Source organism: Brevundimonas albigilva (genome assembly GCF_023573565.1).
GTDB classification, from domain to species: domain Bacteria; phylum Pseudomonadota; class Alphaproteobacteria; order Caulobacterales; family Caulobacteraceae; genus Brevundimonas; species Brevundimonas albigilva.
The window spans coordinates 1,766,468-1,791,244 of sequence record NZ_CP097649.1; the positions used below are offsets into that span (position 1 = coordinate 1,766,468).

At 69.0% G+C, this 24,777-nt stretch carries 24 protein-coding genes and 1 tRNA gene; 12 read left to right on the forward strand and 13 right to left on the reverse strand.

Features of this window, described 5'->3' with window-relative positions:
* Positions 1-6 precede the first annotated feature (6 nt).
* From M8231_RS08820 to M8231_RS08830, 3 genes are read right to left on the reverse strand one after another with little or no spacing between them, the layout of a single operon-like run.
* Positions 7-459, reverse strand: coding sequence for a VOC family protein (locus tag M8231_RS08820; RefSeq protein ID WP_250201292.1), 453 nt, complete (start codon positions 457-459; stop codon positions 7-9).
* Positions 460-469: 10 nt separating this feature from the next.
* Entirely contained in the window at positions 470-1,831 is a 1,362-nt protein-coding gene (locus M8231_RS08825; protein ID WP_250201293.1) for a PleD family two-component system response regulator, read from the reverse strand.
* Positions 1,828-2,193 (reverse strand): response regulator, encoded by a 366-nt coding sequence (locus tag M8231_RS08830; RefSeq protein WP_249751978.1) that lies wholly within the window; start codon positions 2,191-2,193, stop codon positions 1,828-1,830. Before M8231_RS08830 ends, M8231_RS08825 begins: the two co-directional genes overlap by 4 nt.
* A 107-nt stretch (positions 2,194-2,300) precedes the next feature.
* On the opposite strand from M8231_RS08830, the gene M8231_RS08835 reads away from it, so the two are divergent.
* Positions 2,301-3,569, forward strand: a complete 1,269-nt coding sequence (locus M8231_RS08835) for a DNA polymerase IV (RefSeq protein WP_249750246.1) — start codon at positions 2,301-2,303, stop codon at positions 3,567-3,569.
* Positions 3,570-3,572: 3 nt separating this feature from the next.
* Here the strand turns inward: M8231_RS08835 and M8231_RS08840 are convergent, their stop codons facing one another.
* Genes M8231_RS08840 through M8231_RS08860 form a run of 5 tightly spaced genes read right to left on the reverse strand, consistent with a single transcriptional unit; the run spans position 3,573 to position 7,634 of the window.
* Positions 3,573-4,367: an MBL fold metallo-hydrolase gene (locus M8231_RS08840; RefSeq protein WP_249750245.1), complete on the reverse strand. Its 795-nt coding sequence runs from the start codon at positions 4,365-4,367 to the stop codon at positions 3,573-3,575.
* Positions 4,364-5,149 (reverse strand): TatD family hydrolase, encoded by a 786-nt coding sequence (locus M8231_RS08845; protein WP_249750244.1) that lies wholly within the window; start codon positions 5,147-5,149, stop codon positions 4,364-4,366. Before M8231_RS08845 ends, M8231_RS08840 begins: the two co-directional genes overlap by 4 nt.
* Positions 5,149-6,141 (reverse strand): DNA polymerase III subunit delta', encoded by a 993-nt coding sequence (locus M8231_RS08850; protein ID WP_249750243.1) that lies wholly within the window; start codon positions 6,139-6,141, stop codon positions 5,149-5,151. Before M8231_RS08850 ends, M8231_RS08845 begins: the two co-directional genes overlap by 1 nt.
* On the reverse strand, positions 6,138-6,770 hold the full coding sequence (gene tmk, locus M8231_RS08855) for a dTMP kinase (protein WP_249750242.1): 633 nt from the start codon (positions 6,768-6,770) through the stop codon (positions 6,138-6,140). The genes M8231_RS08850 and tmk overlap by 4 nt, the downstream gene beginning before the upstream one ends.
* Before the next feature lie 48 nt (positions 6,771-6,818).
* On the reverse strand, positions 6,819-7,634 hold the full coding sequence (locus M8231_RS08860) for a septal ring lytic transglycosylase RlpA family protein (protein ID WP_249750241.1): 816 nt from the start codon (positions 7,632-7,634) through the stop codon (positions 6,819-6,821).
* A gap of 95 nt (positions 7,635-7,729) precedes the next feature.
* On the opposite strand from M8231_RS08860, the gene M8231_RS08865 reads away from it, so the two are divergent.
* From M8231_RS08865 to M8231_RS08890, 6 genes are all read left to right on the forward strand, one after another.
* A tRNA-Ser gene (locus M8231_RS08865) sits at positions 7,730-7,819 on the forward strand.
* A 265-nt stretch (positions 7,820-8,084) separates the two neighbouring features.
* On the forward strand, positions 8,085-10,358 hold the full coding sequence (locus M8231_RS08870) for a beta-glucosidase family protein (protein ID WP_249750240.1): 2,274 nt from the start codon (positions 8,085-8,087) through the stop codon (positions 10,356-10,358).
* Between the two features lie 47 nt (positions 10,359-10,405).
* Complete coding sequence (locus M8231_RS08875; RefSeq protein WP_250201294.1) at positions 10,406-13,570, forward strand: TonB-dependent receptor; 3,165 nt, start codon at positions 10,406-10,408, stop codon at positions 13,568-13,570.
* Positions 13,571-13,643: 73 nt separating this feature from the next.
* The gene (locus tag M8231_RS08880) at positions 13,644-15,161 is read left to right on the forward strand and encodes a tryptophan halogenase family protein (RefSeq protein ID WP_250201295.1); all 1,518 of its coding nucleotides are present in this window, start codon (positions 13,644-13,646) and stop codon (positions 15,159-15,161) included.
* 20 nt (positions 15,162-15,181) lie between these two features.
* Positions 15,182-16,714, forward strand: a complete 1,533-nt coding sequence (locus M8231_RS08885; RefSeq protein ID WP_249750237.1) for a tryptophan halogenase family protein — start codon at positions 15,182-15,184, stop codon at positions 16,712-16,714.
* A 67-nt stretch (positions 16,715-16,781) separates the two neighbouring features.
* Complete coding sequence (locus M8231_RS08890) at positions 16,782-17,825, forward strand: LacI family DNA-binding transcriptional regulator (RefSeq protein WP_250201296.1); 1,044 nt, start codon at positions 16,782-16,784, stop codon at positions 17,823-17,825.
* 5 nt (positions 17,826-17,830) lie between these two features.
* On the opposite strand, the gene M8231_RS08895 is transcribed toward M8231_RS08890, so the two are convergent.
* Positions 17,831-18,067: a hypothetical protein gene (locus M8231_RS08895; protein WP_249750235.1), complete on the reverse strand. Its 237-nt coding sequence runs from the start codon at positions 18,065-18,067 to the stop codon at positions 17,831-17,833.
* 213 nt (positions 18,068-18,280) lie between these two features.
* Positions 18,281-19,003, reverse strand: a complete 723-nt coding sequence (locus M8231_RS08900; protein WP_250201297.1) for a hypothetical protein — start codon at positions 19,001-19,003, stop codon at positions 18,281-18,283.
* A 108-nt stretch (positions 19,004-19,111) separates the two neighbouring features.
* On the opposite strand from M8231_RS08900, the gene M8231_RS08905 reads away from it, so the two are divergent.
* Together M8231_RS08905 and M8231_RS08910 are read left to right on the forward strand one after the other, a co-directional pair.
* Entirely contained in the window at positions 19,112-19,717 is a 606-nt protein-coding gene (locus M8231_RS08905; RefSeq protein WP_249750233.1) for an LOG family protein, read from the forward strand.
* A 93-nt stretch (positions 19,718-19,810) separates the two neighbouring features.
* Positions 19,811-20,116 carry a DUF8200 family protein gene (locus M8231_RS08910; protein WP_249750232.1) on the forward strand — a complete coding sequence of 102 codons (306 nt, stop codon included), beginning with the start codon at positions 19,811-19,813 and terminating at the stop codon, positions 20,114-20,116.
* A gap of 18 nt (positions 20,117-20,134) precedes the next feature.
* Here M8231_RS08910 and gltX read toward each other — a convergent pair whose 3' ends face one another.
* From gltX to M8231_RS08925, 3 genes are all read right to left on the reverse strand, one after another.
* On the reverse strand, positions 20,135-21,469 hold the full coding sequence (gene gltX / locus M8231_RS08915) for a glutamate--tRNA ligase (protein ID WP_249750231.1): 1,335 nt from the start codon (positions 21,467-21,469) through the stop codon (positions 20,135-20,137).
* 220 nt (positions 21,470-21,689) lie between these two features.
* The gene (gene dksA / locus M8231_RS08920) at positions 21,690-22,103 is read right to left on the reverse strand and encodes an RNA polymerase-binding protein DksA (RefSeq protein ID WP_249750230.1); all 414 of its coding nucleotides are present in this window, start codon (positions 22,101-22,103) and stop codon (positions 21,690-21,692) included.
* A gap of 169 nt (positions 22,104-22,272) precedes the next feature.
* Positions 22,273-22,713, reverse strand: a complete 441-nt coding sequence (locus tag M8231_RS08925) for a flagellar assembly protein FliX (protein WP_250201298.1) — start codon at positions 22,711-22,713, stop codon at positions 22,273-22,275.
* A 179-nt stretch (positions 22,714-22,892) separates the two neighbouring features.
* Here M8231_RS08925 and M8231_RS08930 point away from each other — a divergent pair, with 179 nt between their 5' ends.
* The 3 genes from M8231_RS08930 to M8231_RS08940 are packed head-to-tail and all read left to right on the forward strand — an operon-like array spanning position 22,893 to position 24,744.
* Complete coding sequence (locus M8231_RS08930) at positions 22,893-24,008, forward strand: flagellar basal body P-ring protein FlgI (protein ID WP_249750229.1); 1,116 nt, start codon at positions 22,893-22,895, stop codon at positions 24,006-24,008.
* A 2-nt stretch (positions 24,009-24,010) separates the two neighbouring features.
* Entirely contained in the window at positions 24,011-24,310 is a 300-nt protein-coding gene (locus tag M8231_RS08935) for a rod-binding protein (protein WP_249750228.1), read from the forward strand.
* The gene (locus tag M8231_RS08940) at positions 24,307-24,744 is read left to right on the forward strand and encodes a flagellar basal-body protein FlbY (RefSeq protein WP_249750227.1); all 438 of its coding nucleotides are present in this window, start codon (positions 24,307-24,309) and stop codon (positions 24,742-24,744) included. Before M8231_RS08935 ends, M8231_RS08940 begins: the two co-directional genes overlap by 4 nt.
* Positions 24,745-24,777: the final 33 nt, after the last annotated feature.

Here is a 24,777-nt window from a genome sequence, read left to right on the forward strand (position 1 = left end):
TTACGGCTAGAAATACGGCTCCGGGATCAGGCGCTGCGACACCCACCAGCTGTTGCCCGCAGTGTCGCGAACCCCGCCCTGCCGATCTCCATAAGGCATATCCGCGACGTCCATGATCCGTTCGGCGCCGGCGCGCTCCGCGGCCTGAACGGCGGCGTCAGCATCGGCGACATAAAGATAAAGCGCGGCGCGACTGGCCGGAAACTGGGCCGAGGCTTCGCTGATCATGATGGTCGCCGAGCCGAACCGAAGCTGGCTATTGGCGATCCGCCCGTCCTTGCCGACGCTGCGGCCCGTTTCGTGCGCGCCGAACGCGGATTCGAGAAAACGCACATAGTCTTCGGCCTTCTCCACGAAGATGTAGGGCGTTACGACCGCGAACCCTTCTGGGACATACATCGCATAGCTCCGAGCGTCGGAGACAGACTGCTCGCGCCCGCAGACCAGATCAAGACGCAAAACGTCGGTATCAGGCCGCCTTGGCGATGACCTTGTTGCGGCCGCCGGCCTTGGCCTCATAGACGCCCTCGTCCGCCCGCTTCAGCAGCAGATGGGGCGTATCGCCCTCGCCGGTGGTGGCGGCGACGCCGATCGAGATGGTGATCGACAGGCTTTCGCGTCCGCCCATGATGCGGAACGGCGCCGCGGCCACGTCGCGGCGTATGCGCTCGGCCACACGCTGGGCGTCCTCCAGCGCGGCGCCCGGCATGACCACCACGAATTCCTCGCCGCCCATGCGGCACGGCAGGTCGACGGCGCGGACGTTGGTGGCCAGGCGCACCGCGAATTCGGTCAGCACCTCGTCTCCCGCGTCGTGGCCGAAGCTGTCGTTCACCGACTTGAAGTGGTCGATGTCCATCAGCAGCACCGCGACAGAACTGCCGCCATGCACAGCGCGATTGACCAGCGCCTGAAGCTGACCGGCCATGTAGCGGCGATTGTGCAGGCCGGTCAGGGCGTCGGTGACGGCCATCTCCAGGCTGTTGTCCAGCTTCTCGCGCAGGAAGTCGCTGTAGCGCTTGCGCCGGATCTGCGTGCGGGCCCGCGCCGACAGTTCCTCGACGTCGATCGGACGCGGCAGGATGTCGGTCGCGCCCAGTTCCAGCGCCTTGACCATCCGCGCCCGCTCCGTGGGCTCGACCACCGCCAGGATCGGCGCGCGCCGCGCGTCGCCGGACTTGGACAGGGCCACGACCCGCAGTCCGTCGAACGCTTCCGCCGCCACATTGACGATGATCAGGTCCAGCGGCCCCTTGATCGCCGCCAGGGCCTTGTCCGGGTCGGTCTCGACCGTGACGCGGTGTTCGCGCGCCAAGGCCTCGGCGATCACCGCCGCCTGACGTTCGTTGTCGTCGACGATCAACACCCGCCCGCCCTCGGCGCGCAGACGCCGCGCGCCGTCGCCGCCGACGCCCATGCGCCGGCTGCTTTCCTCGCGCTCGCGCAGTTCGTCCATGACCTGCTTCAGACGGGTCAGCGACCGCACGCGGGCGAACAGGATCACGTCGTCGATCGGCTTGGTCAGGAAGTCATCGGCGCCCGCCTCCAGCCCCCGGATGCGGTCCTCGCGGCCGTCCAGGGCCGTGACCAGGACCACAGGGATGTGGCGCGTCTCGGCCTGGGCCTTCAGGCGGCGGCAGGTCTCGAACCCGTCCATGCCCGGCATCATCACGTCCAGCAGGATCAGGTCCGGCTGGCTCTCGGCCGCCAGTGTCAGGGCGGTCTGACCGTCCTGGCACGTCAGGACGTCGAAATACTCTATCGTCAGTTTGGCTTCGAGCAGACGGACGTTGGCCTCGACGTCGTCCACGACCAGGACGCGCGCGCTCATGTCAGGTGCTTCCTCACGGTTTCGAGGAAGTGCATCACCGAGATGGGCTTGGAGATATAGGCCTCGCAGCCGCCCTGCCGGATCCGCTCCTCGTCGCCCTTCATGGCGAAGGCGGTGACGGCGATGACGGGGATGTGGTTCAGCTCCTCGTCGTCCTTCAGCCACTTGGTGACTTCCAGGCCGGAGATTTCGGGAAGCTGGATGTCCATCAGGATCAGGTCCGGCTGGTGCGCGCGCGCCAGCGCCAGCGCCTGCATCCCTTCGCGGGTCTGCAGCGTCTCATAGCCCTGGGAATCGAGCAGATCATGAAAAAGCTTCATGTTCAGCTCGTTATCCTCGACGATGAGGACCTTCTTCGACATCATCACCCAGCCCGCGCGTCCCTGAACGTGGGGACGGCTTCCTTGATGCGATACTGGCCGACCAGTCTTAAGTTGGGATGAAGCCAAACTTACGGAGAGCTTAAAGCGTGGCCATCAAGGCCGTCTGCCGCGACTGTCTGTGGACCGGCCAGGACCCCGCCGGGCCGCCGGATCGGCGCTGTCCGACGTGCGGTTCGCGCCGCATCGTCGCGGACCCCGAACTGGACCAGCTGTCGATCGCCCACATGGACTGCGACGCCTTCTACGCCTCGGTGGAGAAGCGCGACCGGCCCGAACTTCGTGACAAGCCGGTCATCGTCGGCGGGGGCAAGCGCGGGGTGGTCTCGACGGCTTGTTATGTGGCGCGCCTGTACGGCGTCGGTTCCGCCATGCCGATGTTCAAGGCGCTGAAGGCCTGTCCGGACGCGGTCGTGATCAAGCCGGACTTCAGCAAATACACCTTCGAATCGAAGCGTATCCTGGGCGCGCTGGGCCGTCTGACGCCGCTGATCCAGCCGCTGTCGCTGGACGAGGCCTGGGTCGACCTGTCGGGCACCGAGCGCCTGAACGGCGGTCCGCCCGCCGTGCAGCTGATCCGCTTCCAGAAGGCCGTCGAAGACGAGACCGGCCTGACGGTTTCCATCGGCCTGGCGCCCAATCGCTTCCTGGCCAAGATGGCGTCCGAGATGGACAAGCCGCGGGGCTTTTCCGTCATCGGCCGCGCCAACGCCCAGGCCCTGCTGGCCGACAAGCCCGTCACCGCCCTGCCCGGCGTCGGACCGGTCTTCGGCCGGGCGTTGCGCAGCGACGGCTACGCCCTGATCGGCGACCTGGCCAGGGCCGACGTGCGCGATCTGGTGAAGCGCTACGGGGAATCGGGTCTGCGCCTGCACGACCTGGCCCACGCCCGCGACGCGCGCGCGGTGAACCCCGAACGCGACCGCAAGGGCATGAGCGCCGAAACCACCTTCAACGAGGACCTGGCCGACCAGGAGGCGCTGGAAGCCGAACTGTGGCCTCTGTGCGAGAAGCTGGCGGCCAAGGCCCGCCGCGACGGGGTGGCCAGCCGCGTCCTGGTGCTGAAGCTGCGCCGCACCGACTTCAAGATCGTCACCCGCCGCGTGACCCTGTCCGAGCCGGTCCAGACGGCGCGCGCCCTGTTCGCCGCCGGTCGCGATCTGCTGAAGCCCGAACTGGGCCGGCCCTATCGCCTGATCGGCATCGGCATGGCCGACATACAGGACGCCGAGGACGCCCCCGCCGGCCTTTTCCAGACCGCCGAGACCCGCGCCCTGAAGACCGAGCGCGCCATCGACAGGCTGCGCGAGAAGTTCGGCGACAAGGCCGTCGTGGCCGGCCGGGCCCTCAAGAGCTGACGCTCAGTCCAGCCGCGCGGTCCAGCCGTCGAAGGCGACCTCCACATGGGCCGGCAGCTGGGCCGACAGGGTGCGATAGTCCATATCGATGTGCAGGTTGGTCAGGACCGCGCGCTTCACCTCGGCGGCGGCGATCCATTCCAGCGCGCGGTCAAGATGCGCATGGGTCGGGTGCGGGGCGTAGCGCAGGGCGTCCACGATCCACAGTTGACAGCCGCGCACGGCGTCCAGCGCCGCCTCGTCCAGGTCCGACACGTCGCTGGAATAGGCCATGTCGCCCAGCCGATAGCCGACCGAGCGGATCGGTCCGTGCGCCTGGTCGAAGGTCACGACCGGGACGGCGCCGCCGGCGCCTTCCACGCTCCAGGGCTGGCCGTGCGGCGGGATCACCCGCGCGTCCAGCAACGGCGGGTAGCCCAGCTTCATCTCGAAGATGTAGTCGAACCGGTGGGTCAGCGAGGCCTGGGTCGCCGCATCCATCCAGGCGGGTATGCGCCGACGCGACCGCGCCGCGAAGGTCCGCAGATCGTCGACGCCATGCGTCTGGTCGGCGTGGTCGTGGGTGTAGAGCACCGCGTCGACATGGGTCGTCCCGCTGGCCAGCATCTGTTCGCGCAGATCCGGCGAGGTGTCGATCAGGACGTTGGTGACGCCCTCCGGCCCGGTCTTGCGCGCCAGCATCGTGCAGCGCGTGCGCCGGTTGCGGGGCTCGGCCGGGTCGCAGGCGCCCCAGTCGCCGTCGGCGCGCGGCACCCCGCCCGACGAACCGCAACCCAGGATGACGACCTCCAGGCTCATGCCGCCGGCCTCGGGATGCGGTCGAACAGGGCGAAGAAGGCGTCGGTGGTGCGTGCGTCGGCCTCCTCGGCGCTCCAGCCCCGGATTTCCGCCAGCTTGTCCAGCACCAGGCCGACATAGGCCGGCTCGTTGCGGCGCCCGCGATGCGGGATCGGCGCCAGATAGGGGCAATCCGTCTCGACGATGATCCGGTCGGCCGGCATGTCGCGGATCACCGCCCTGACCTCCTCCGCCGCCTTGAAGGTGGCGATGCCGGACACCGAGAACCACGCCCCGAGGTCCGCCGCCGTCGCGGCCAGCTCGGCCCCGCTGGTGTAGCAGTGCATCAGCATCCGGAACGGCCCGGCGGCGTATTCCTCCCGCAGGATCGCCGCCATCACGTCGTCGGCCTCGCGCGTGTGGACCACCAGCGGCAGGCCGGTCTCGCGCGCCGCCTTCACGTGCTGTCGGAACACCGCCGCCTGAACCTCGCGCGGGCTCAGGTCGTAGTGGAAGTCCAGGCCGCACTCGCCGATCCCGACCACGCGGGGTCGGCCGGCCAGGTCGATCAGCGTCGCCGCCGTCAGGTCCGCCGCGTCCTTGGCCTCATGCGGATGGACGCCGACCGTGCACCAGATGTCGTCGTTGGCCATCGCCAGGCCGTGCGTCGCCTCAAAGGTCGTCAGCCGGTCGGAAATCTCGACCATCAGACGCACTCCGGCCGCACGGGCGCGCTCAATCACGGCGTCGCGGTCCTCGTCGAACTGGGGGGCGTGCAGGTTCACATGGCTGTCGATCAGCATCAGCCGGCCGCCTCCGTCTGGGCGCGAGTCCGCCGGACGTCGGCCAGCGCGCCGGCCAGCACGTCGCCGCGATCCAGGTTCAGGCCGGCTGCACGGTCGGGCAGCGGGCTCAGCCGCTCCCACAGCTCGGCCCAGCGGTTCCCGGCGCCCGGCGCGGCGTCCAGCGCCCGCACCCGCACCGCCGCGATCAGCCGGTCCATCAGGGTCTCGAACCGTTCCTGCCCCTCGGCCCCGCGGAACTTGTCGGCGACGGCCAGGGCCTCGGCCCGGTCGATGTCGCCCGACACCCACTGGCGCGCCAGCTGGTCCATCTCGAAGGTCGCGCCAGACGCCAGGGCCAGGGCCGCGCCGGGCGATCCGCCCGCCATCGCCGCCGCATGGGCCGCATCCCCGGGCTCGGCGCCCGTCCGGTTCCGCACCAGCGCCTCAAGTCTGTCCTGCGGCCAGATCGGAAAGCTCAGGCGTCGGCATCGCGACCGGATCGTGGCCAGCAGCCGCCCCGGCGCATGGGTGACCAGGAACAGGACGCCGCGCTCGGGCGGTTCTTCAAGAACCTTCAGCAAGGCGTTGGCGGCGTTGACGTTCAGATCGTCGGCCGCATCGATGATCGCCACGCGGTAGCGCGCCTGCGACGGGCTCTTGGAAAAGAACTCCGGCAGTTGGCGCGCCTGATCGACCGAGATCGACTTCTTGACCTTGCCGCCCTCGACCGCCCGCTCGAGCACCAGCAGGTCGGGATGGGCCTGGGCCGAAATCAGGCGGCTGACCGGATCGTCCCTCAGCGCCCCCAGCGGTCCGCGCGACGGATCGGCCGTCGCTCCCATCAGACGACGCGCGGCGCGATAGGCGAAGGTGGCCTTGCCCGCCCCCTCGACCCCGCACAGCAGCCAGGCGTGATGCAGCCGGCCGCGCGTCCAGGCGTCCATGAAGGCCGTCTCGGCGGCCACGTCGGGAACCAGATCGAACCGGTCGCGGGGGTGATCCTCGCTCACAGCAGCCGCTCCTGCACCGCGCGCCACACCCGCTCCTCGACCGTGTCGAGGTCGCCCACGGCGTCGATGCGGACGCAGCGGGCCGGGTTTGTCTCGACGATCTTCAGGAAACCCTCGCGCAGCCGCTGGTGGAAGGCCAGGCCCTTGGACTCGAACCGCGTCTCGAACAGCCCCCGCCCGAAGGCCCGCTCCAGCCCCACCTCGACCGGCAGGTCGAACACCAGGGTCAGATCCGGCTGGTCGTCACCCACCACGGCGGCGTCGACCTGTTCGATGAAGCCCGGCGCCACGCCCCCGCCCGCGCCCTGATAGGCGCGGCTGGAGTCGGCGAAGCGGTCGCACACGACCCAGTCGCCCGCCGCCAGGGCCGGCCGGATGGTGTTCTCCAGATGGTCGGAACGCGCCGCATACATCAGCAGGGTCTCGGTCATCGCCGACCAGGGCTCGGCCTCCGTCGCCACGACCAGGTTGCGGATCACTTCCGCGCCCTTGGAGCCGCCCGGTTCGCGGGTGCGGACCACCGCGCGTTCGTTCAACAAGGGTTGCAGCCGGGCGACCAGCCGACCGACCTGGGTCGACTTGCCGGCGCCCTCTCCGCCTTCGAAGGTGATGAACTTGCCTCGGGACACAGGGCTTCATGGCGCCCCGGCGCGCCCGGACGCAAGCCCGCGCGACGATCAGCTTCCCGATATCAACAGGGCGTCGGCGTAACCCCGCGCCACCACGGCCTGGCGGCCTCGCTCGGCGGCGTTGGCGTCGTCCCACGGCCCCACGACGACGCGGAAGCGCGCCGCGCCGGCGTCGGCCCGGACCCAGCCGCTCAGCCTGTCGGCGATTCGCCGCGCCTCCCCGGCGTCTGAGAAGCTTCCGGCCTGGACCCAGAACGGCCCGGCCTGGGCCGACGAGACCGACGCCGCAGGCGCGGAAGACGTCGCCAAGGGCGTCCCCGCCTCGGCCGTCAGCACCGTCCCGCCGCCGCCCAGACGCGGCGCCCGGCCCAGATACCGCACCCGCACCCGCCCCACGCCCTTGGCCAGAAGGCCCAATTCGTCGGCCGCCTCCCGCGATAGGTCGATGATGCGCCCCTCCGCGAACGGGCCGCGGTCGTTGATCCGCACCACCACCCGCTGGCCGGTCTCCAGGTTCGTCACCTCGACCAGGCCGGGCAGCGGCAGCGTCTTGTGCGCCGCGGTCAGGGCGGTCATGTCGAACCGCTCGCCAGTCGAGGTCGGGCGCCCGTCGTGGGCCGAGCCGTACCACGAGGCCATGCCGACCTCGTCGTAGTTCGGCTGCTCCTCGGGCCGATACCAGCGCCCGCGCACCTGATAGGGCCGCATGGTCCCCGAAACGATCGGCGCCGGGTCACGCACCACCGGCGCCTGGGATGCGGGCGGACGCGCCGAGGGCCGCGCTCCGCCCACGCTGGAACAGGCCGCCAGAAGCGCGACGCCGGCCAGCGCCAGCACGCCGCGCATCAGGTCGCGCGCCCTCATCGATCGTCTCGCCGCCGCTTTCATCCGCTCAGGATGCCGCCGGACATTTCCCCTTTGGTTAATGCCGGGTTCGTTTGCTATGGCGGGCGCGCCGCGGGTGGTTGGCAGAGCGGTTTAATGCACCGGTCTTGAAAACCGGCGAAGCTGCGAGGCTTCCGAGAGTTCGAATCTCTCACCACCCGCCATCCTCTTCCGGTTGTTGCACAGCGTGATCGCCGTTACGCGGACGCGTCGTTGTGAACGTTCTCATTTCATGCTTCAAAGCGACTCGAGAAGGGCGTCAGACTCTTCCGCTCAGGGAGGAATATCGAAGCGACGGATCGGGCCGGCGGCCGGATCGGTGCGCTTCACCAGGCCGCACACCCGTCGCCGCGCGACGCGGCGCGGCTGTTTCTCCTGACAACTGAAGGCCGCGAGGGGCGGTCTGTCGATGTCTTCAGGGGAGTTTCCATGCGTTCTCGTTCGCTTCTGCTCGGCGTTTCCGTCTTCGCCGTCGTCCTGGCGACGACGCCGTCCGCCTGGGCCCAGGCGCAGCCGTCGCCGGCCGCCTCCCACGTCCAGAGCGCGGAACGGGCGGACGCCCTGCTGGCGCGGATGACGAAGGACGAGAAGCTGCAGCTGATCCACGGCTATTTCCCGCCGCTGGCCGAGCGGACGCCGGGCGCGCCGGTCGAGGACATGATCCCGTCGGCCGGCCATATCCCGGGCATCCCGCGCCTGGGCATCCCCGACATCCGCGAAAGCGACGCCAGCCTGGGCGTCGCCAACCAGGTCGAGCAGCGCAAGGGCGACGTCGCCACGGCCCTGCCCGCCAGCCTGGCCACCGCCGCCAGCTTCGACCCCGAGATCGCCTACGCCGGCGGGGCCATGATCGGCGCCGAAGCGCGCGCCAAGACCTTCAACGCCCTGCTGGCCGGCGGGGTCAACCTGACGCGCGATCCTTGGGCGGGCCGCAACTTCGAATATCTGGGCGAGGATCCGCTGCTGGCCGGCGTGCTGGCGGGCGAGCATATCCGGGGGGTCCAGTCGAACGCCGTCGCTTCAACGATCAAGCATTTCGCCTTCAACTCCCAGGAGACCGGGCGAATGATCATGGACGCCCGCCTGGACGAGGCCGCGCTGCGCGAGAGCGACCTCCTGGCCTTCCAAATCGCCATCGAGCGGGGCGACCCCGCCTCGGTCATGTGCGCCTACAACAAGGTCAACGGCGACTGGTCGTGCGAGAACGACTTCCTGCTGAACCAGGTGCTGAAGCGCGACTGGGGCTATGAAGGCTGGGTCATGTCCGACTGGGGCGCGGTCCATTCCACCGTCAAGGCGGCGATGGCGGGTCTCGACCAGGCTTCGGGCCAGGAACTGGACAAGGCTCTCTACTTCGACGCGCCGTTCCGGGAAGCGCTGGAAGCCGGCCAAATTCCGCAGGCGCGGCTGGACGACATGGTCCGTCGCTTCCTGACCGGCCTGATCGGGGCGGGCGTGCTGGACGCGCCCGTGGTGACCGAACCGCAGGACATCGACTACGCCGCCCACGCCGAAGTCGCCCAGCGCGCCGCCGAGGCGGGCATCGTCCTGCTGAAGAACGAGGGCGGCGTCCTGCCGCTGGCGACGAACGCCCGCACCATCGCCCTGATCGGCGGCCATGCCGATGTCGGCGTCCTGTCGGGCGGCGGGTCGTCCCAGGTCCGCTCGGTCGGCGGCGCGCCCGTCGAGGTGCCGCTGACGTCGGGGGCGGCGGCCTCTTTCGCGCGATACACCTATCATGCCTCTTCGCCGCTGAATGCGATCCGCGCGCTGGCCCCGCAGGCGACGGTGAGCTTCGCCGCCGGTGATGATCTGGAGGCGGCCCGCGCGGCGGCGGCGGCGGCCGACGTCGTGGTGGTCTTCGCCACCAAATGGAGCACCGAGGCGGTCGATTCCGAAAACCTGGACCTGGCCGCCGAGCAGAACGCCCTGATCGCGGCGGCCGCCCAGGCCAATCCCCGGACTGTCGTGGTGCTGGAGACCGGCGGCCCGGTGCTGATGCCCTGGATCGATCGGGTTCCGGCCGTCATCCAGGCCTGGTACCCCGGACAGCGCGGCGGCGAGGCCATCGCCCGCATCCTGTTCGGCCAGGTCAATCCGTCGGGTCGCCTGCCGATCACCTTTCCCGCCGCCGCCGACCAGCCGCCCCGTCCGGTCCCGCCCGGCCTGGACCTGCTGAAGGCGGCCGACAGCGCCGCCGCGGACGCCGCCGCCAACCCCGGCGCCCCGCCCGCCCCCGGCATGCAGGACTTCGCCGTCGACTATGTCGAAGGCGCCGACGTCGGCTATCGCTGGTACGAGCGTCAGAGGCTGAAGCCGCTGTTCCCGTTCGGCCACGGCCTGTCCTACACGAGCTTCGCCTACGACAAACTGGCCGTTTCGAACGACGACGGCCTCAGCGTCAGCGTCGACGTCACCAACACCGGCCGCGTCGCCGGCGTCGACGTGCCCCAACTCTACGTCCGCCCTGCCGGCGGCGAACGCCCGCGCCGCCTGGCCGGCTGGTCGCGACTGTCGCTCCAGCCCGGCGAAACCCGACGTGTGACCATCAAAGCCGAGCCCCGCATCATCGCCGACTACGACACCAGCCTGCCCGGCTGGCGCATCGAGGCGGGGGAGTACGCCGTCGCCATCGCCCACGACGCGGGCGATCCCGGCCTGACGGGCCGGACCACCATTTCAGGGACCACCACAAGGCCCTGAGAAATGCCGCCAACGCACGCGGCGCTGCAAAGAGGGAGGAAGAGACAATGAGACTACACCAGCGACCCCTGGTCGCGGCCCTGCTGGCCAGTTCGGCGCTCGTCGCGCCGGCCTACGCCCAGACGGCGGACGCGCCCCAGGAACAGGTCCCGATGGACCAGAACGTCGCCGAGGTCGGCGAGATCGTCGTCACCGGCATCCGGGCGTCACAGGCCCAGTCGATCGACATCAAGCGCAACGAGACCGCGCTTGTGGACGCCATCTCGGCCGAAGACATCGGCAAGCTGCCCGACGTCACCGTGGCCGACGCCCTTCAGCGCATTCCGGGCATTCAGGTGCAGCGCACGGCGGGCGAAGGCTCGACCGTCAACATCCGCGGTCTGCCCCAGGTCATCACCCTGCTGAACGGCGAACAGTATCTGGCGCCCGGCAACCTGGGCACGGCCCAGCCGAACCTGAACGACGTGCCGTCGCAGTTGATGAGCTCGATCGTCGTGTTCAAGTCGCAAGACGTGTCGAACGCCCTATCGGGCATCTCGGGCACGATCGACCTGCGCACCCGCCGGCCGATGGACTTCGACTACGGCCCGACCGTCTTCACCGCCGCCGAGTATCAGACGGGCGAGCGCACCAGCGAGTCCGACTATCTGTTCAACGGCCTGCTGAACTGGCGCGGCGACCGCTTCGGCGCGATGCTGTCCGGCGTCATCAGCAATTCGAACCTGGGCAACAACTACTCCGGCATCAGCCAGAGCGTGCTGGGCAACAACGACTGGGGCGGCGGCGGCGACAACTGGATTTCGCCCCACGGCTACGACAGCTTCAGCCGCGTGGTCGAACGCGAGCGCGAGAGCCTGAACGGCGCCTTCCAGTTCGACATCGAGGACGGCATCCGCCTGACCGGCGAGGTCTTCTACACCCACCAGCAGGAATACAACCGCGCCGCCGGCCTGAACATCTCCAATCGCTGGAATGGGCTTGGCTGGACCACCCCGACCGACTTCGTCGAGACCGGCGTGACGAACCCGAACCAGGAGATTCCGCAGCCCTGGCTCAACGTCAGCGAGTACGACCTCGACGTCTGGTGGATGAACTCCTTCACCGTCAACCGCGCGACCGAGAACGAGTCGATCAACTTCAATCTGGAGTTGGACTACGACAAAGGCGGCCCGTTCACCTTCAGCGCTCGAGCCATCAAGGCCGAAGCGAGCCTTGAAAGCATCAACGGCCAGGTCCAGGGCGACCTTTCGAACTGGCAGTACGGACCCGACCGCGCCTTCACCCTGTTCCGCCAGGCCGGCGACCGAACACGGGGCACCTTCTATCCCGCCGAAATCGCGGCGATGTATCCCGCCTCGCGCTATTCGAACGGCGTGGTGGGCAGCCAGGGCGGGCGATATATCGATCCCAACCCGTTCGGCTACGGCGCCGATCCGCAACTGCACATCAACCTGACCGGCGACAGCCTGGCCTGGAGCGGTTTCGACACGCCCCTGCCCGGCGGCCTCGGGACCGTGCCGCTGACCGACTACATGTCGAACCTCGACAGTTACACGGTCGGCGCCTATTCGTCCGAAAGCAACCAGCGCAACAATTCCGACCTGACGGTGGTGCGCTTCGACGGCTCGTACGAGTTCCAGGACGCGCCGTTGTTCGGCGTCATCACCCGTGTCGACGGCGGCGTGCGCCACAGCGCCCGTGAAGTCGAGATCCGCAGCTTCCACCTGTTCTCGGACTTCTACGCCGGTCAGGGCGCGGGCAATCAGGCCGGCTGCTCGGCTCAGTGGAAAGCCATCGACGTCGTGATGGACAACTCGCTGTGTCGGTCGGGCGAGTTCGTCTCCAACCCGTCGTTCGACCCGACCCTTCCGATCGTCGATCCCACAAGCTGCACGGGCGGCACGCCGGGCAACGCCCCGACCTGCTTCCAGGGCTATACGGTGAACCGCCCGACGCTGCTGCGCGAGAACAACAACACCTATTTCCTGACCGACTACGGCTCGATCACCTCGGGTCTGCCGGGTGTTTGGGTCGCCGATCCCCGGGACTTCGACGACGCTCGCGCCTTCCAGGAACGCGTGTTCGGCAACGCCTATGAGGTCATCATCCCGGGCAACACCTATGACGTGGACCTGTTTGAGGACGCGGCCTACGCCAACTTCGTTCTGGGATACGGGAACCTGTCCGGCGATGTCGGCGTGCGCATGGTCCGAACCGAACTGCGCGCGCGTCAGAACCTGACCGATCCGACGCCGCGTCCCTATGGCGACACGAACAACGATATCGGCGACGTCACCTCCAGCCGCAGCTACACGGACTGGCTGCCGACGGTGAACCTGCAGTATGACTTCAGCGACAAGCTGAAGCTGCGCTTCGCCTACGCCAAGACCATGATCCCCCTGGATCTGGGCAACTACGGCGGCGGCGTTTCGATATCGACTGTGGATTCGCAAGGACCTACGGACGAGGATCCGACCGCACCCCCGGTCGGCGTCAGACGCGTCACCGGCGCCAGCATCGGCGGCACGGTCGAACTGAATCCCTGGCGGTCGGACAATTACGACCTCGCCCTGGAGTACTATTTCGGCCCCGCCACCATGTTCAACGTCGGCATCTTCCGTCTGAACATCGACAGCTTCGTCACGCGGGAAACGGTGCCTCTCAGCGGCGAATATCCGGACGGCGACGGCGTCGTCCGTCGTCTGGTGGATGTGAACCGGCCGGTTCAGGGCGAGGGCGGCGAACTCCAGGGCGTCGAGGTTGGGGCCAAGGTCGGCCTGTCTGACTTCATCGACACGCCCATCTGGAGGGACTTCGGCTTCGACGGCAGCTACACCTATTCCGACAGTTCCCAGAACGCGCAGAACCTGTCGGGCGAGGATCTGCCGTTCCCGGACAACTCGGAACAGTCGATGAATGCGGCCGTCTGGTACCAGGGCGACCGTCTGCAGGCCCGCGTGGCCTGGAACTATCGTACGCGGCGCCTCTCGGCCACCTACGGCGCAATCCCGATCTATCAGGATGACGCGCAGTACGTGGACGCCAACATCACCTACGACATAACCGACATGGTGACGGTCTACGCCAACGGCTCGAACATCTTCGGAGAGATCGAGGATTACTTCTTCGAGTTCGAGCCGGGACAGGAACAGTTCCACAGCCGCAATCAGTTCGAGCCGCGATACTCCGTCGGTATCCGCGCTCGCTTCTGACCCTTTCCTGAGCGACTGGGCCGGCGACGCATCCGTGTCGCCGGCCGCCTTTTCCGGTTATTCAGGATCAGACATGCAAGACCATCGCATCCGGTCTGTCGTCATCGTCGGCGGAGGAACCGCGGGCTGGATGACGGCCGCCGCCCTGGTCCAGCACTTCCGCTCGACCCCGGTGAGCATCACCCTGATCGAGTCCTCCGAGATCGGCGCCGTCGGCGTCGGCGAAGCGACCATCCCCACCATCCGCCGCTTCTACGCCCAGTTGGGCATGACCGACGACGCGGTGATGCGGGCGACCCAGGCGACCTGCAAGCTGGGCATCCGCTTTCTGGACTGGAGCGCGCCGGGCTCCGACTTCATCCATCCGTTCGGCCACTACGGCCAGGACGTGCGAGGGACCGGCTTTCACCACTACTGGCTGAAGCAGCGGCAGGCTGGCGACGACACGCCCCTGGCCGCCTATTCGCTGGGCGCCGCCCTGGCCGCCGCCGGCAAATTCGCCCTGCCCGCCCCCAATCCGCCGACCCAGTTGTCGGTGTTCGACTGGGCCCTGCATTTCGACGCCGCCCTGTTCGCCCAGCACATGCGGGCCTATGCCGAGGCGGGGGGCTGCACGCGCATCGACGCCCGCATCCGCTCGGTGGAACAGCGGCCGGAGGACGGCTTCATCCGCGCCGTCACCCTGGACGACGGCCGCGAGGTCGAGGGCGACCTGTTCGTCGACTGCTCCGGCTTCCGCAGCCTGCTGCTGGGCGAGGCGCTGGGCGTGCGCTTCGAGGACTGGGGCCGTTGGCTGCCGTGCGACGCCGCCTTCGCGGTGCAGAGCCGCAACCGCCCCGGCGACGCCCCCGCCCCGTTCACCCGCGTCACCGCCCGCTCGGCCGGCTGGCAATGGGGCATTCCGCTGCGCCACCGCGCCGGCAACGGCCTGGTCTTCTCCAGCGCCCATCTCAGCGACGATCAGGTGCTGGCCGAACTCATGCCCCATCTGCTGGGCGATCCGCTGACCGAGCCCCGCCGCATTCCCTTCCGCCCCGGCCGTCGCGCCCAGGCCTGGTCCAGGAACTGCGTCGCCATAGGCCTTTCGGCGGGGTTCCTGGAGCCGCTGGAAAGCACCAGCATCGCCCTGATCGAAACCGGCGTCGCGCGGCTGAAGCAACTGTTCCCCGACCGCCGCTTCGCCCCGGCGGTGATCGACGAATACAACGACCAGAGCGCGCGCGAGATGGAGCGGGTGCGCGACTTCATCATCCTGCACTACAAGCTGAACCGGCGGACGGATTCCGCCTTCTGGCGCGACTGCCGCGAGATGACCGTGCCCGACACCCTCCAGCGCAAGATCGACCTGTGGACCGCCCGGGGCGAGTTCGTCCGCTATCGCTGGGAGATGTTCCATCCCGCCAGCTGGCTGGCGATCTATGACGGCTTCGGCGTCCATCCGGACGACTACGATCCCGCCGTCGACGCCATGACCCCCGCCGACCTGGAACGCGGCCTGCGGGACATGCGCGACAACATCGCCCGCCTGGTCGCGTCCACGCCCGACCACGCCCAGTATCTGGCGGCCCTCGATCGCGGACAGGCCGCATGACAAACCCAACGAGCCCTTCCATGGACCAGTCCCGCCGCCCCCTGAAGAAGATCTGCATTATCGGCGGCGGCTCCGCCGGCTGGATCGCGGCGGCGCTGATGTCGGAGCATTTCAAGGGGAAGCTGGCCGAGATCGAACTGGTCGAATCCGACGACATCGGCATCGTCGGCGTGGGGGAATCCACCATCCCGCCCTTCCTGCAGATGCTGACCCGCCTGGGGATCAACGAGCAGGACTTCCTCAAGGAGGTCCAAGGCTCGTTCAAGCTGGGCATCCTGTTCAAGGACTGGAAGCTGAAGGGCGACGATTACATCCACCCGTTCGGCCGTTTCGGCGTCCCGGTGGAGATGGACGACCTCTATCAGGTCTGGCTGAGGGCGCGGGCCCAGGGCTACGACGGCCCGCTGCAAGCCTTCGCCGCCGCCTCGGTCATGATCGAGCAGGACCGCTTCACCCTGCCATTCAAGGCCCCGCGCACCCCGGTCGCCTCGGCCGCCTACGCCGTCCACATCGACGCCCGCCGCATGGCCCGGTATCTGCGCCGCTTCTCCGAAGCGCGTGGGGTGACGCGCACCGAAGGCATCGTCGACCAGGTGGTGACCCGCCCCGACGGCTTCGTCGAGGGCGTGGTGCTGAAGGACGGCCGCCGCATCGACGCCGACTTCTTCATCGACTGCACGGGCTTTCGCGCCCTGCTGATCGGCAAGACGATGGGCGTTGGCTATCATGACTGGTCGTCCTGGCTGCCCTGCAACCGGGCGGTCGCGCTTCAGGTGACCAACCCGACGCCGCCCGGCCCCTACACCCTGGCGCACGCCCAGGACCACGGCTGGTGCTGGCGCATACCCCTGCAGCAGCGCAGCGGCGTCGGCTACGTCTTCTGCGACCGCCATGTCAGCGACGACGAGGCCCTGGCCAATCTTCTGGCCCAGGCCGAGGGCGAGCCGATCGTCGATCCCTGGATCATCCCCTTCAAGACCGGCATGCGCGAGCGGCTGTGGGAGAAGAACGTCCTGTCGCTCGGACTGGCCGGCGGCTTCATAGAGCCGCTGGAATCGACCGCCCTGCATCTGATCTACCGGGGCATGGACTTCTTCCTGCGGTTCCTGCCGGACGCCGACTGCGATCCCGCCCTGATCGCCGAATACAATCGGCGGATGACCCAGGACTACGAGGAGATCCGCGACTTCGTCATCATGCACTACGCCACGACCCAGCGGGACGACAACGACTTCTGGCGTCAGTGCCGCACGATGGAGATGCCGGAATCGCTCAAGAGCAAGATCGAGCTGTTCCAGGTCAACGGCACGGTCCGCGAGGGCGTGGACCTGATGTTCCGCAGCGTCAGCTGGCAGTCGGTGCTGGAAGGCATGGGCGTGCATCCCCGCGCCTATCATCCCCTGATCGACCGCATCCCGTTCGAGGGCATGCCCGCCTATCTGGATCAGGCGGCGACGGCCATACGACGCGCGGTCGAGGGCCTGCCCCGCCATGCCGACTTCCTGAAGGATCACTGCACCGCCCCGTCGCCGGATTGGGCGGCGCCGGTGTGACGGCTTCCCCTTGCTTCGAAACGGTCAAGGCTGACACAATGGCGTCGGGGTGCAGAGGACCATCGGCTTGCGGCGCGCGGTAACCATCAAGGACGTCGCCGCCGAGGCCGGCGTCTCCCTGCAGACGGTGTCGCGGGTCATCAACGACGGACCCAACGTGCGGGCCGAGGTCAAGGCGCGCGTCAACGCCGCCATCGCCAAGCTGGGCTACACTCCCAGTCTGGCCGCCCGCCGCATGGGGGGATCGCGGTCCTATCTGCTGCTGGCCCTGAACGACCGTGACCGCACGATCGAAGGCTGGACATCCGGCGAGGGCACGGACTGGGTCGACCAGATGCTGATGGGCGGAATGCTGGAGTGCGCCCGACGCGGTTACCGCATGATCTTCGAGCTGGTCGACACCCATTCCAGCCATGTCGAGCGCGAGGTCGCCGGCGCCCTCGCGGCCCTGAATCCCGACGGGGTGATCCTGACGCCGCCGCACTCGGACAATCCGCTGATCACCGATCTGCTGGAGCGCCGCGGCCTGCCGTTCGCCCGGATCGGCTCCCAGACGCCAGGGGCCGGCTTCGCCATCGCCATGGACGACGCCGAGGCCGCCCGCGTCGCTGCCCGGCGGCTGATCGACCTGGGCCACCGGCGGATCGGCTTCATCACCGGCAGCGACGAATACGCTCTCAGCGCCGCGCGCCTAGACGGTTACGCGGACGCGCTGAAGGCGCACGGCCTGTTCGATCCCGCCCTGGTGACGCCCGGCGATTTCAGCTTTCAATCCGGCGAGGCCGGCATGACCGCCCTGCTCGCCCTGGCCCAGCCGCCGACGGCCGTGGTGGCCAGCAACGACCAGATGGCGCTGGCGGCTCTGCGAGTGGCGAATGGGCGCGGCCTGTCGATTCCGCAGGATCTGTCCATCATCAGCTTTGACGACACCCCGATCGTGCGCTTCAGCCACCCGCCGCTGACGGCCATCCGCCAGCCCGTCGCCGCCATGACCGCCCAGGCGGCGAATCTGCTGATGCGGGCCAAGGCCGGAGAGACGGACCTTCCCATGGGCCGCCTCGTGCCCTTCTCCCTGATCGAACGCGCCTCCACCGGGCCCGCCCCGGCGTGAGCCCGCTATTCCAGCAGCCCGCGGCGCTGCATGTCGACCACCACGGGGTCGCTGAGCGCGGCGATGACTTCCAGGTCATAGGCGTCCTCGGCCTGGTCGCGGTCGTCGAACAGCCAGACTCCGTGGCGGCGCAGGGTCGAGACGCTGAACTGGAGCGCCGCCTTCTGGCGCGCGCCCAGCCGTTCGATCCGCTGCAATCGGACCCCGGCCTCGGATCGGATCAAGGTCTTGCGCGTCGGCATTCGATCCCCCCCTTCGCCTGCATGCTTTCACAGAAAACAGAGGTTGGGGAGTCGGCCGGCGGCCGGCGTCTTCACATCTGCGTAACCTTTCGCGCGCGCAAAAAAAGGCCCGGCGAAGAGGGCCGGGCCGATGAAAGGTTCGGTGATGGTGGCCTCCAATACGCAGAGGTCGCCTTCTTCCTTAACTGAATTGGTGAACGAACCCTTAAGTCCTCAGTCCGGCAGCCAGGATTCCTGCCGGCCCTGGGGCGGCGTCGGCCAACCGATCCGCCAGCCGTTGCCCGCGCGCGCCAGGGTGGTCCCCTCCGGCGCGCCGACGCCCGGATAGGCGTAGGTCCGGCCGCCGACGACGATCGAACGCGCGCCCCCGCCGCTGACCAGCACGCGCCAGCGCCCGTCGGACAGCCGCGTCACGGCCTCGGGCGCGCCGTCGACTACGACCGTCGGCGGCGCGCCCTGCGGCGACGCCCGCCCCACGATCTGAAGCGCGGCCCCGTCGGAATCGATCGCGTCCAGCGGACCGGCGGCGTCGAGCCGCCGCGTCGCCTCCCCCGCCGCGATCAGGGCCGCCGGGCCGCCCGGTATCAGCACCAGTCGATCCGGCGAGACCGAGGCGTCTTCCCCGATCTGAACCTCGGGCGTCAGCAGCACGGGGGCGCTGGGGGCGGGGATCCTCAGCTCGAACCGCCCTTTCGAATCCGCCGCGGCCGCCACGGCCTCTCCGTCCGCGCCGCGCAGCACCACGCGCGCGCCCGGCCCCGCGGCGCCGCGCACCAGGCGATCCGTCCCGTCGGCGGCCAGGGCGTCGATCCGGGGCGGCTGAATCCACGCCGAGGCGGCCGGCGCCTCCGACGCCTGCGGCGCCGCCTCGTCCTTGCCCGAACACGCGCCCGCGCCGGCGACCAGCACGGCCATGATGACGATCCGAAGTTCCATCCCGCGCCTCGACGATATAGGACTGGCGACCCAGCGTTCGGCTCGTGTTAGCTCGACCGCCGCCGGTTTGGCCATGCCTGCCGCGTCCCATCCAGTTCCAGAGGCCCCATGTCGCTGCCCGACGTCTCCATCCAGCCGTTCGCCGGTCCCTCCGTCTGCCTGTTCTGCGCCTCGTCCGACGGCGCCGATCCCGCCTATCTGCAGTCGGCCCGCGATTTTGGAGCGGCGACGGCGGCGGCGGGCTGGCGGTTGGTCTATGGCGGGGGCGGCGTCGGCCTGATGGGCGCCTCGGCCCGCGCCGCGCACGAAGCGGGCGGCCGCGTGCTGGGCATAATGCCGGCCTTCCTGCGCAGCCGAGAGCGGCTGTTCGACGACGTGGAGACCATCGTCGTCACCTCGATGCACGAGCGCAAGCAGCTGATGTACGACCAGTCCGACGCCTTCGTCGTGGCCCCTGGCGGCATCGGCACCCTGGAGGAGATCGTCGAACTGCTGTCGTGGAAACGGTTGGACCTGCATCACAAGCCGGTCGTCTTCCTGAACATCAACGGCTTCTGGAACGGCTTCTTCGAACTGATGCGTCACAGCGTGGCCGAAGGGATGACCCCGGCCAGCTTCCTTCAGGCCTGGACGGTGGCCGACACGGTCGAGGACGCCATGGCCCAGCTGGCCGCCAGCGACGACACGCCGCAGGTCCGACATGACCTGCGATAACTGAACGCCGATCATTCGGCATTGACAGTTTTCTAAAAAGACGGTGAGAGGCGGGAACGATCGGCAAGCGATCGTCCCCGTTTGGAGATTCCCATGCGCGCTCTCATTCTCGCCGCCGCCCTGCTGGCCGCTCCCGCCGCGGCGCAGTCGCCCGCCCCGACCAGCCTGCCTCCGACCCGCCTGACCCTGGCCGACGCGGCCGACGCCCCGTCGCGGCCGCTGATCCTGGACGGCGCCCGCTGGGCCTGCGAAGGCGCGGTCTGCACCGCGTCGGGCGGGTCCGAACAACCGGCGACCCGCGCCTGCCGCCGGGTGGTCCAGCGTCTGGGCCCGGTGACCGCCTTCTCCTGGAAGGGCGTGAGCCTGACCGACGAACAGATCGCCGCCTGCAACGCCTGACCGGGCGCGAGGCGGCCGTCAGGCCGTCTCGCCTCTCAGACGGCGAACGATGGTCTCGCGGCCGATCAGCGGGGCCAGGGCGGCCATGTCCGGCCCATGCGCCTGTCCGGTCAAGGCGAGGCGCAGCGGCATGAACAGCGCCTTGCCCTTGGCCCCGGTCTCGGCCTTCACCGCGCCGGTCCAGGCCGACCAGGCGGTCTCGTCGATGGTGTCGGGCAGCAGGCCCAGCGCCGTCTCGGCGAAGGCCGCATCCTCGATCACCGGCGTGATCGGTCCCTTCACGATCTTCGCCATTTCGACGACGTCGGCGAACTTGTTCAGGTTGGGCCGCACCACGTCCCAGAAGGTCTCGCCCAGGTCCGCGTTGACCGCCGCCAGACGCGGCCGCGCGGCCTCATAGGACAGGGCGTGCAGCGCCTGGGCGTTCAACCGGTCCAGGTCCGCCGTGTCGTATCGCGCCGGCGAGCGACCCATCTTGGAGAAGGCGAAGCTTTCGCCTAGCGCCTGGACGGAGGCGGCGACTTCCAGCGGGTCCGACGTGCCGATGCGGCCCAGATGGCTGGTGATGGCGATGGGCTCGTAGCCTTGGTCGCGCATCTCGCTGATCGACAGCGAGCCCAGCCGCTTGGACAGGGCCGCGCCGTCCGCGCCGACCAGCAGCGGCATGTGGGCGAAGCCGGGAACCGGCGCGCCCAGCGCCTCGAAGATCTCGATCTGGGCGCCCGTATTGGTGACGTGGTCCTCGCCCCGGATGATGTGGGTGATCGCCATGTCGATGTCGTCCACGACGGACGGCAGGGTGTAGAGGAACAGGCCGTCCTCGCGGATCAGCACCGGGTCGGACATCGACGCCGTATCCACCTCGGCGTGCCCGCGCGCCAGGTCTTCCCACGACACCCGCTTGCCTTCCAGCTTGAAGCGCCAGTGCGGGCGACGCCCTTCGGCCTCGTAGGCCGCCTTCTGCGCGTCAGTCAGGTCCAGCGCGGCGCGGTCGTAGATCGGCGGCAGGCCGCGCGACAGCTGCACCTTGCGCCGGCGATCCAGTTCCTCGGCCGTCTCATAGGCCGGATACAGCCGCCCCGACGCCTTCAGGCGCTCGGCCGCCTCCTCATAGCGGTCGAACCGCTTGGACTGGTTGTAGCGCTCGTCCCAGGTCAGTCCCAGCCAGGCCAGATCGTCCTCGATCCCCTGCTCGAACGCGGCGGTCGAACGCGCCAGGTCGGTGTCGTCGATGCGCAGCACGAACGATCCGCCCTGCCCTTTCGCGAACAGCCAGTTCACCAGGGCGGTGCGGACGTTGCCGACGTGCAGCTTACCCGTCGGCGACGGGGCGAAACGAACCTTGACGGACATGAAGACCTAGACCTCGAAAGCGAGGCGGCTAGGTCGCGCCGCAACCCGGCGAAGTCAAGGCGCGGCTTGGCAGGCGGCGGCGAAACCCGGCGCGAACGCTCGCGTCGCCTTCGACAAAGATCGCCAGACCGACCAAGGCGACGGTCTCGCCTGCCCCGCCGAGCCAGGATCAGCGGTGACGACCTGGCGCGAAAGACGCCGGTCGGGCGCCCGACGCCGATCAGTCGTCGCGGTGCACGCGCTCGCGGCGTTCGTGGCGTTCCTGGGCCTCGACCGACAGGGTCGCCGTCGGACGGGCTTCCAGTCGGCCCAGGCCGATCGGTTCGCCGGTGTCCTCGCAATAGCCGTAGGAGCCGTCCTCGATCCGGCGCAGCGCGTCGTCGATCTTGGAGATCAACTTGCGCTGGCGGTCGCGGGTCCGAAGCTCCAGCGCGCGATCCGATTCCGACGACGCGCGATCCACCAGGTCGGGGTGGTTCTCGGTCTCGGCCTTCAGATTGACCACCGTCCCGCGCGACTCGCGCAGGATGTCGTCCTTCCACGCCAGCAGCTTCTTCTTGAAGTAGGCAAGCTGCCGTTCATTCATGAACGGCTCGTCGTCGGATGGCCGGTACGCAGCCGTTTCGTCGGACATTACGGACGCCAATGCGTTCATCGCACTCACGCTCTAATAGCACGCCCCCCTGTGGCGTAGGGGCCGTATAGTCACCCGCGCGAGTCGCGGCAACGCGGCTCGCGATTCCGTGATCGCAATTCCGCCGACAGGCGTACGGGCGTGACAATTGTCACGCAATGCAAAGGAGTTACGATCTCGTACGCGGGTCGGCCCGGCGCATCTCGGCCTTGGCCAGTTCAACTGAGGCTCGAAGATCGATCTCGTCCAGGACGGCGTTCAGCCCGGCCTCTTCGCCGGCCTCGGGGCGCTCCTCCTGAAGCGCGCGGGAGAGACGCCGGAGCGCGGCCTCGTCGGCCTCGCCGCCCAGCAGCGCCAGCTTCAGCTCGTCCAGCCGATCCAGCAGCCCCCCGCCCCTCCGGACCGCCCGGCGGCGACGCTCCAGCGGGCCCTCCACCCCCTGCAACGCCATCAGGGCCGAGACGTCCGAAACGCCCGAGGTCGAGGCGGTCGGCGCGGCCGCGCCGGTCGCGCTGGCGCTGGGCGCGCTCCCCAGCGAAAAGCCCGAGGCCGGACGGGAAGGTCGGGCGCTGGACGAGGCGCCGAGCGCGGCGGGGCCGGTGATCTTCATGCGACTCTCCGGATCATGATCCGATGTTTCGCCGCCCGACATGAGCGTTTGGTTAACGACGCGGCAAAACTTGCCGCAAGGACGCGGGACCGACGGGCGGGGTCATTGCTTTTGCTGAGCATTTTTTCCGGCACGATCTTCGCAACGAACGGGGCGAATTGCGTACGGACCCCGCACCCATGCAGAAAATGCTCGGCCGACTCATCGCCCCGCTCGTCCTGGCCGCCGCGTTCGGCGGCGCAGCCGCGCCGGCGATGGCCCAGTCGCGGATCAAGGACATCGCCGCCGTGGAGGGCGTCCGCTCCAACCAGCTGGTCGGCTACGGCCTGGTGGTCGGGCTGAACGGCACCGGCGACAGCCTGCGCAACTGCCCCTTCACCCGCCAGTCGCTGGAGGGCATGACCGAACGGTTGGGCGTCAACATCCGCGGGACCAACGCCAACTCCAAGAACATGGCCGCCATCATGGTGACGGCCGATCTTCCGGCCTTCGCCACGCCCGGCTCGCGCATCGACGTCTCGGTCTCCTCCATGTGCGACGCCAAGAGCCTGCTGGGCGGCACCCTGCTGGTCACCAGCCTGCAGGGTGCGGACGGCCAGGTCTATGCGGTCGCCCAGGGATCCATCCAGACGGGCGCCGTCTCGGCCTCGGGCGCCTCGGGCTCGTCGGTGACGCGCGGCGTGCCGACCGCCGGCCGCATCGCCTCCGGCGCCACCGTCGAACGCGAGACCGGCTTCCAGCTGACCAATATGAACGAGGTCCGGCTGACCCTGCGCAACCCGGACTTCACTACGGCCCAGCGGGTCGCCGGCGTGATCAACGGCGCCTATCCCGGTTCGGCCCTGGCCGAGAACGGCTCGGTCGTGGCGCTCCGCTCGCCGGGCCAGATGGGCATGGCCGGCTTCATCAGCCAGATCGAGAACCTGCCGATCACCGTCGATTCTCCCGCCAAGGTGATTATCGACGAGGTCAACGGCGTGATCGTCATGGGCGAGGCGGTGCGCATCTCCCAGGTGGCCATCGCCCAGGGCAATCTGACCATCTCGGTCGACGAACGTCCCTTCGTCAGCCAGCCCGCCCCCTTCAGCCAGGGCCAGACCGCGGTCGTCCCCGACAGCGGCGTCAGCGTCGAGGAGGACCTGGGCACCCAGATGCGGCTGGTCGGCGGAGCGGCCAACCTGTCCACCCTGGTCAACGGCCTGAACGCCCTGGGGGTCAGCCCGCGCGACATGATCTCCATCCTTCAGGCCATCAAGGCCGCCGGCGCGCTTCAGGCCGACATCGAGGTGATGTGACCATGGCCGACCTGACCCTGCCCACCGACCTGCTAAAGCCCGTCGGCCAGGCCGTCGGCGCCGTCTCGGATAAGGCGCGCGAAACCGCCGAGGCGTTCGAGGCCACCTTCCTGGCCCAGATGATGAAGCCGATGTTCGAGGGGCTTTCGACCGACGGCCCCTTCGGCGGCGGCAGCGCCGAACAGACCTGGCGCAGCTTCCTGGTCGACGAAATGGCCAAGAAGACCGTCGCCGCCGGCGGCATCGGCCTGGCCTCGTCGGTGATGAGCGAGATGCTGAAGATGCAGGAGCAGTCCCAATGAGCGACGCCGACCTGGCCCGGGCGCGCGTGCGCCAGCTGATCGACCTGACCCGCCGGCTGGGCGAGCGCCTCTCGGCCGAGACCGAGGCGCTGGAAACCCATCGCCCGCGCGACATCGCCGCGGGCCTGGCCGACACCCAGGAGATGGCCAATCTCTACCGCCGCGACACGGCCCAGGTGAAGGCCGATCCCGGGCTGCTCTCGGCCGCGCCGGCCGCCGACAAGCGCGAACTGGCCGAGGCCACCCGCGTCTTCGACGGCGTCCTGAACCGCCACGCACGGGCCGTGGAGGCGGCACGGACGATCTCGGAGGGGCTGGTGCGCACCATCGCGCACGAGGTCGCGGCGTCGCGCACCCCCGCGGCCGCCTACGCCGCCGACGGCCGCGCCGCCCAGGGCGACGGCCGCGCCGTCGCCTTCAACCGCACGGCCTGACCCGACGCCCCGCGCCGGCGCGTTGCCGATTTT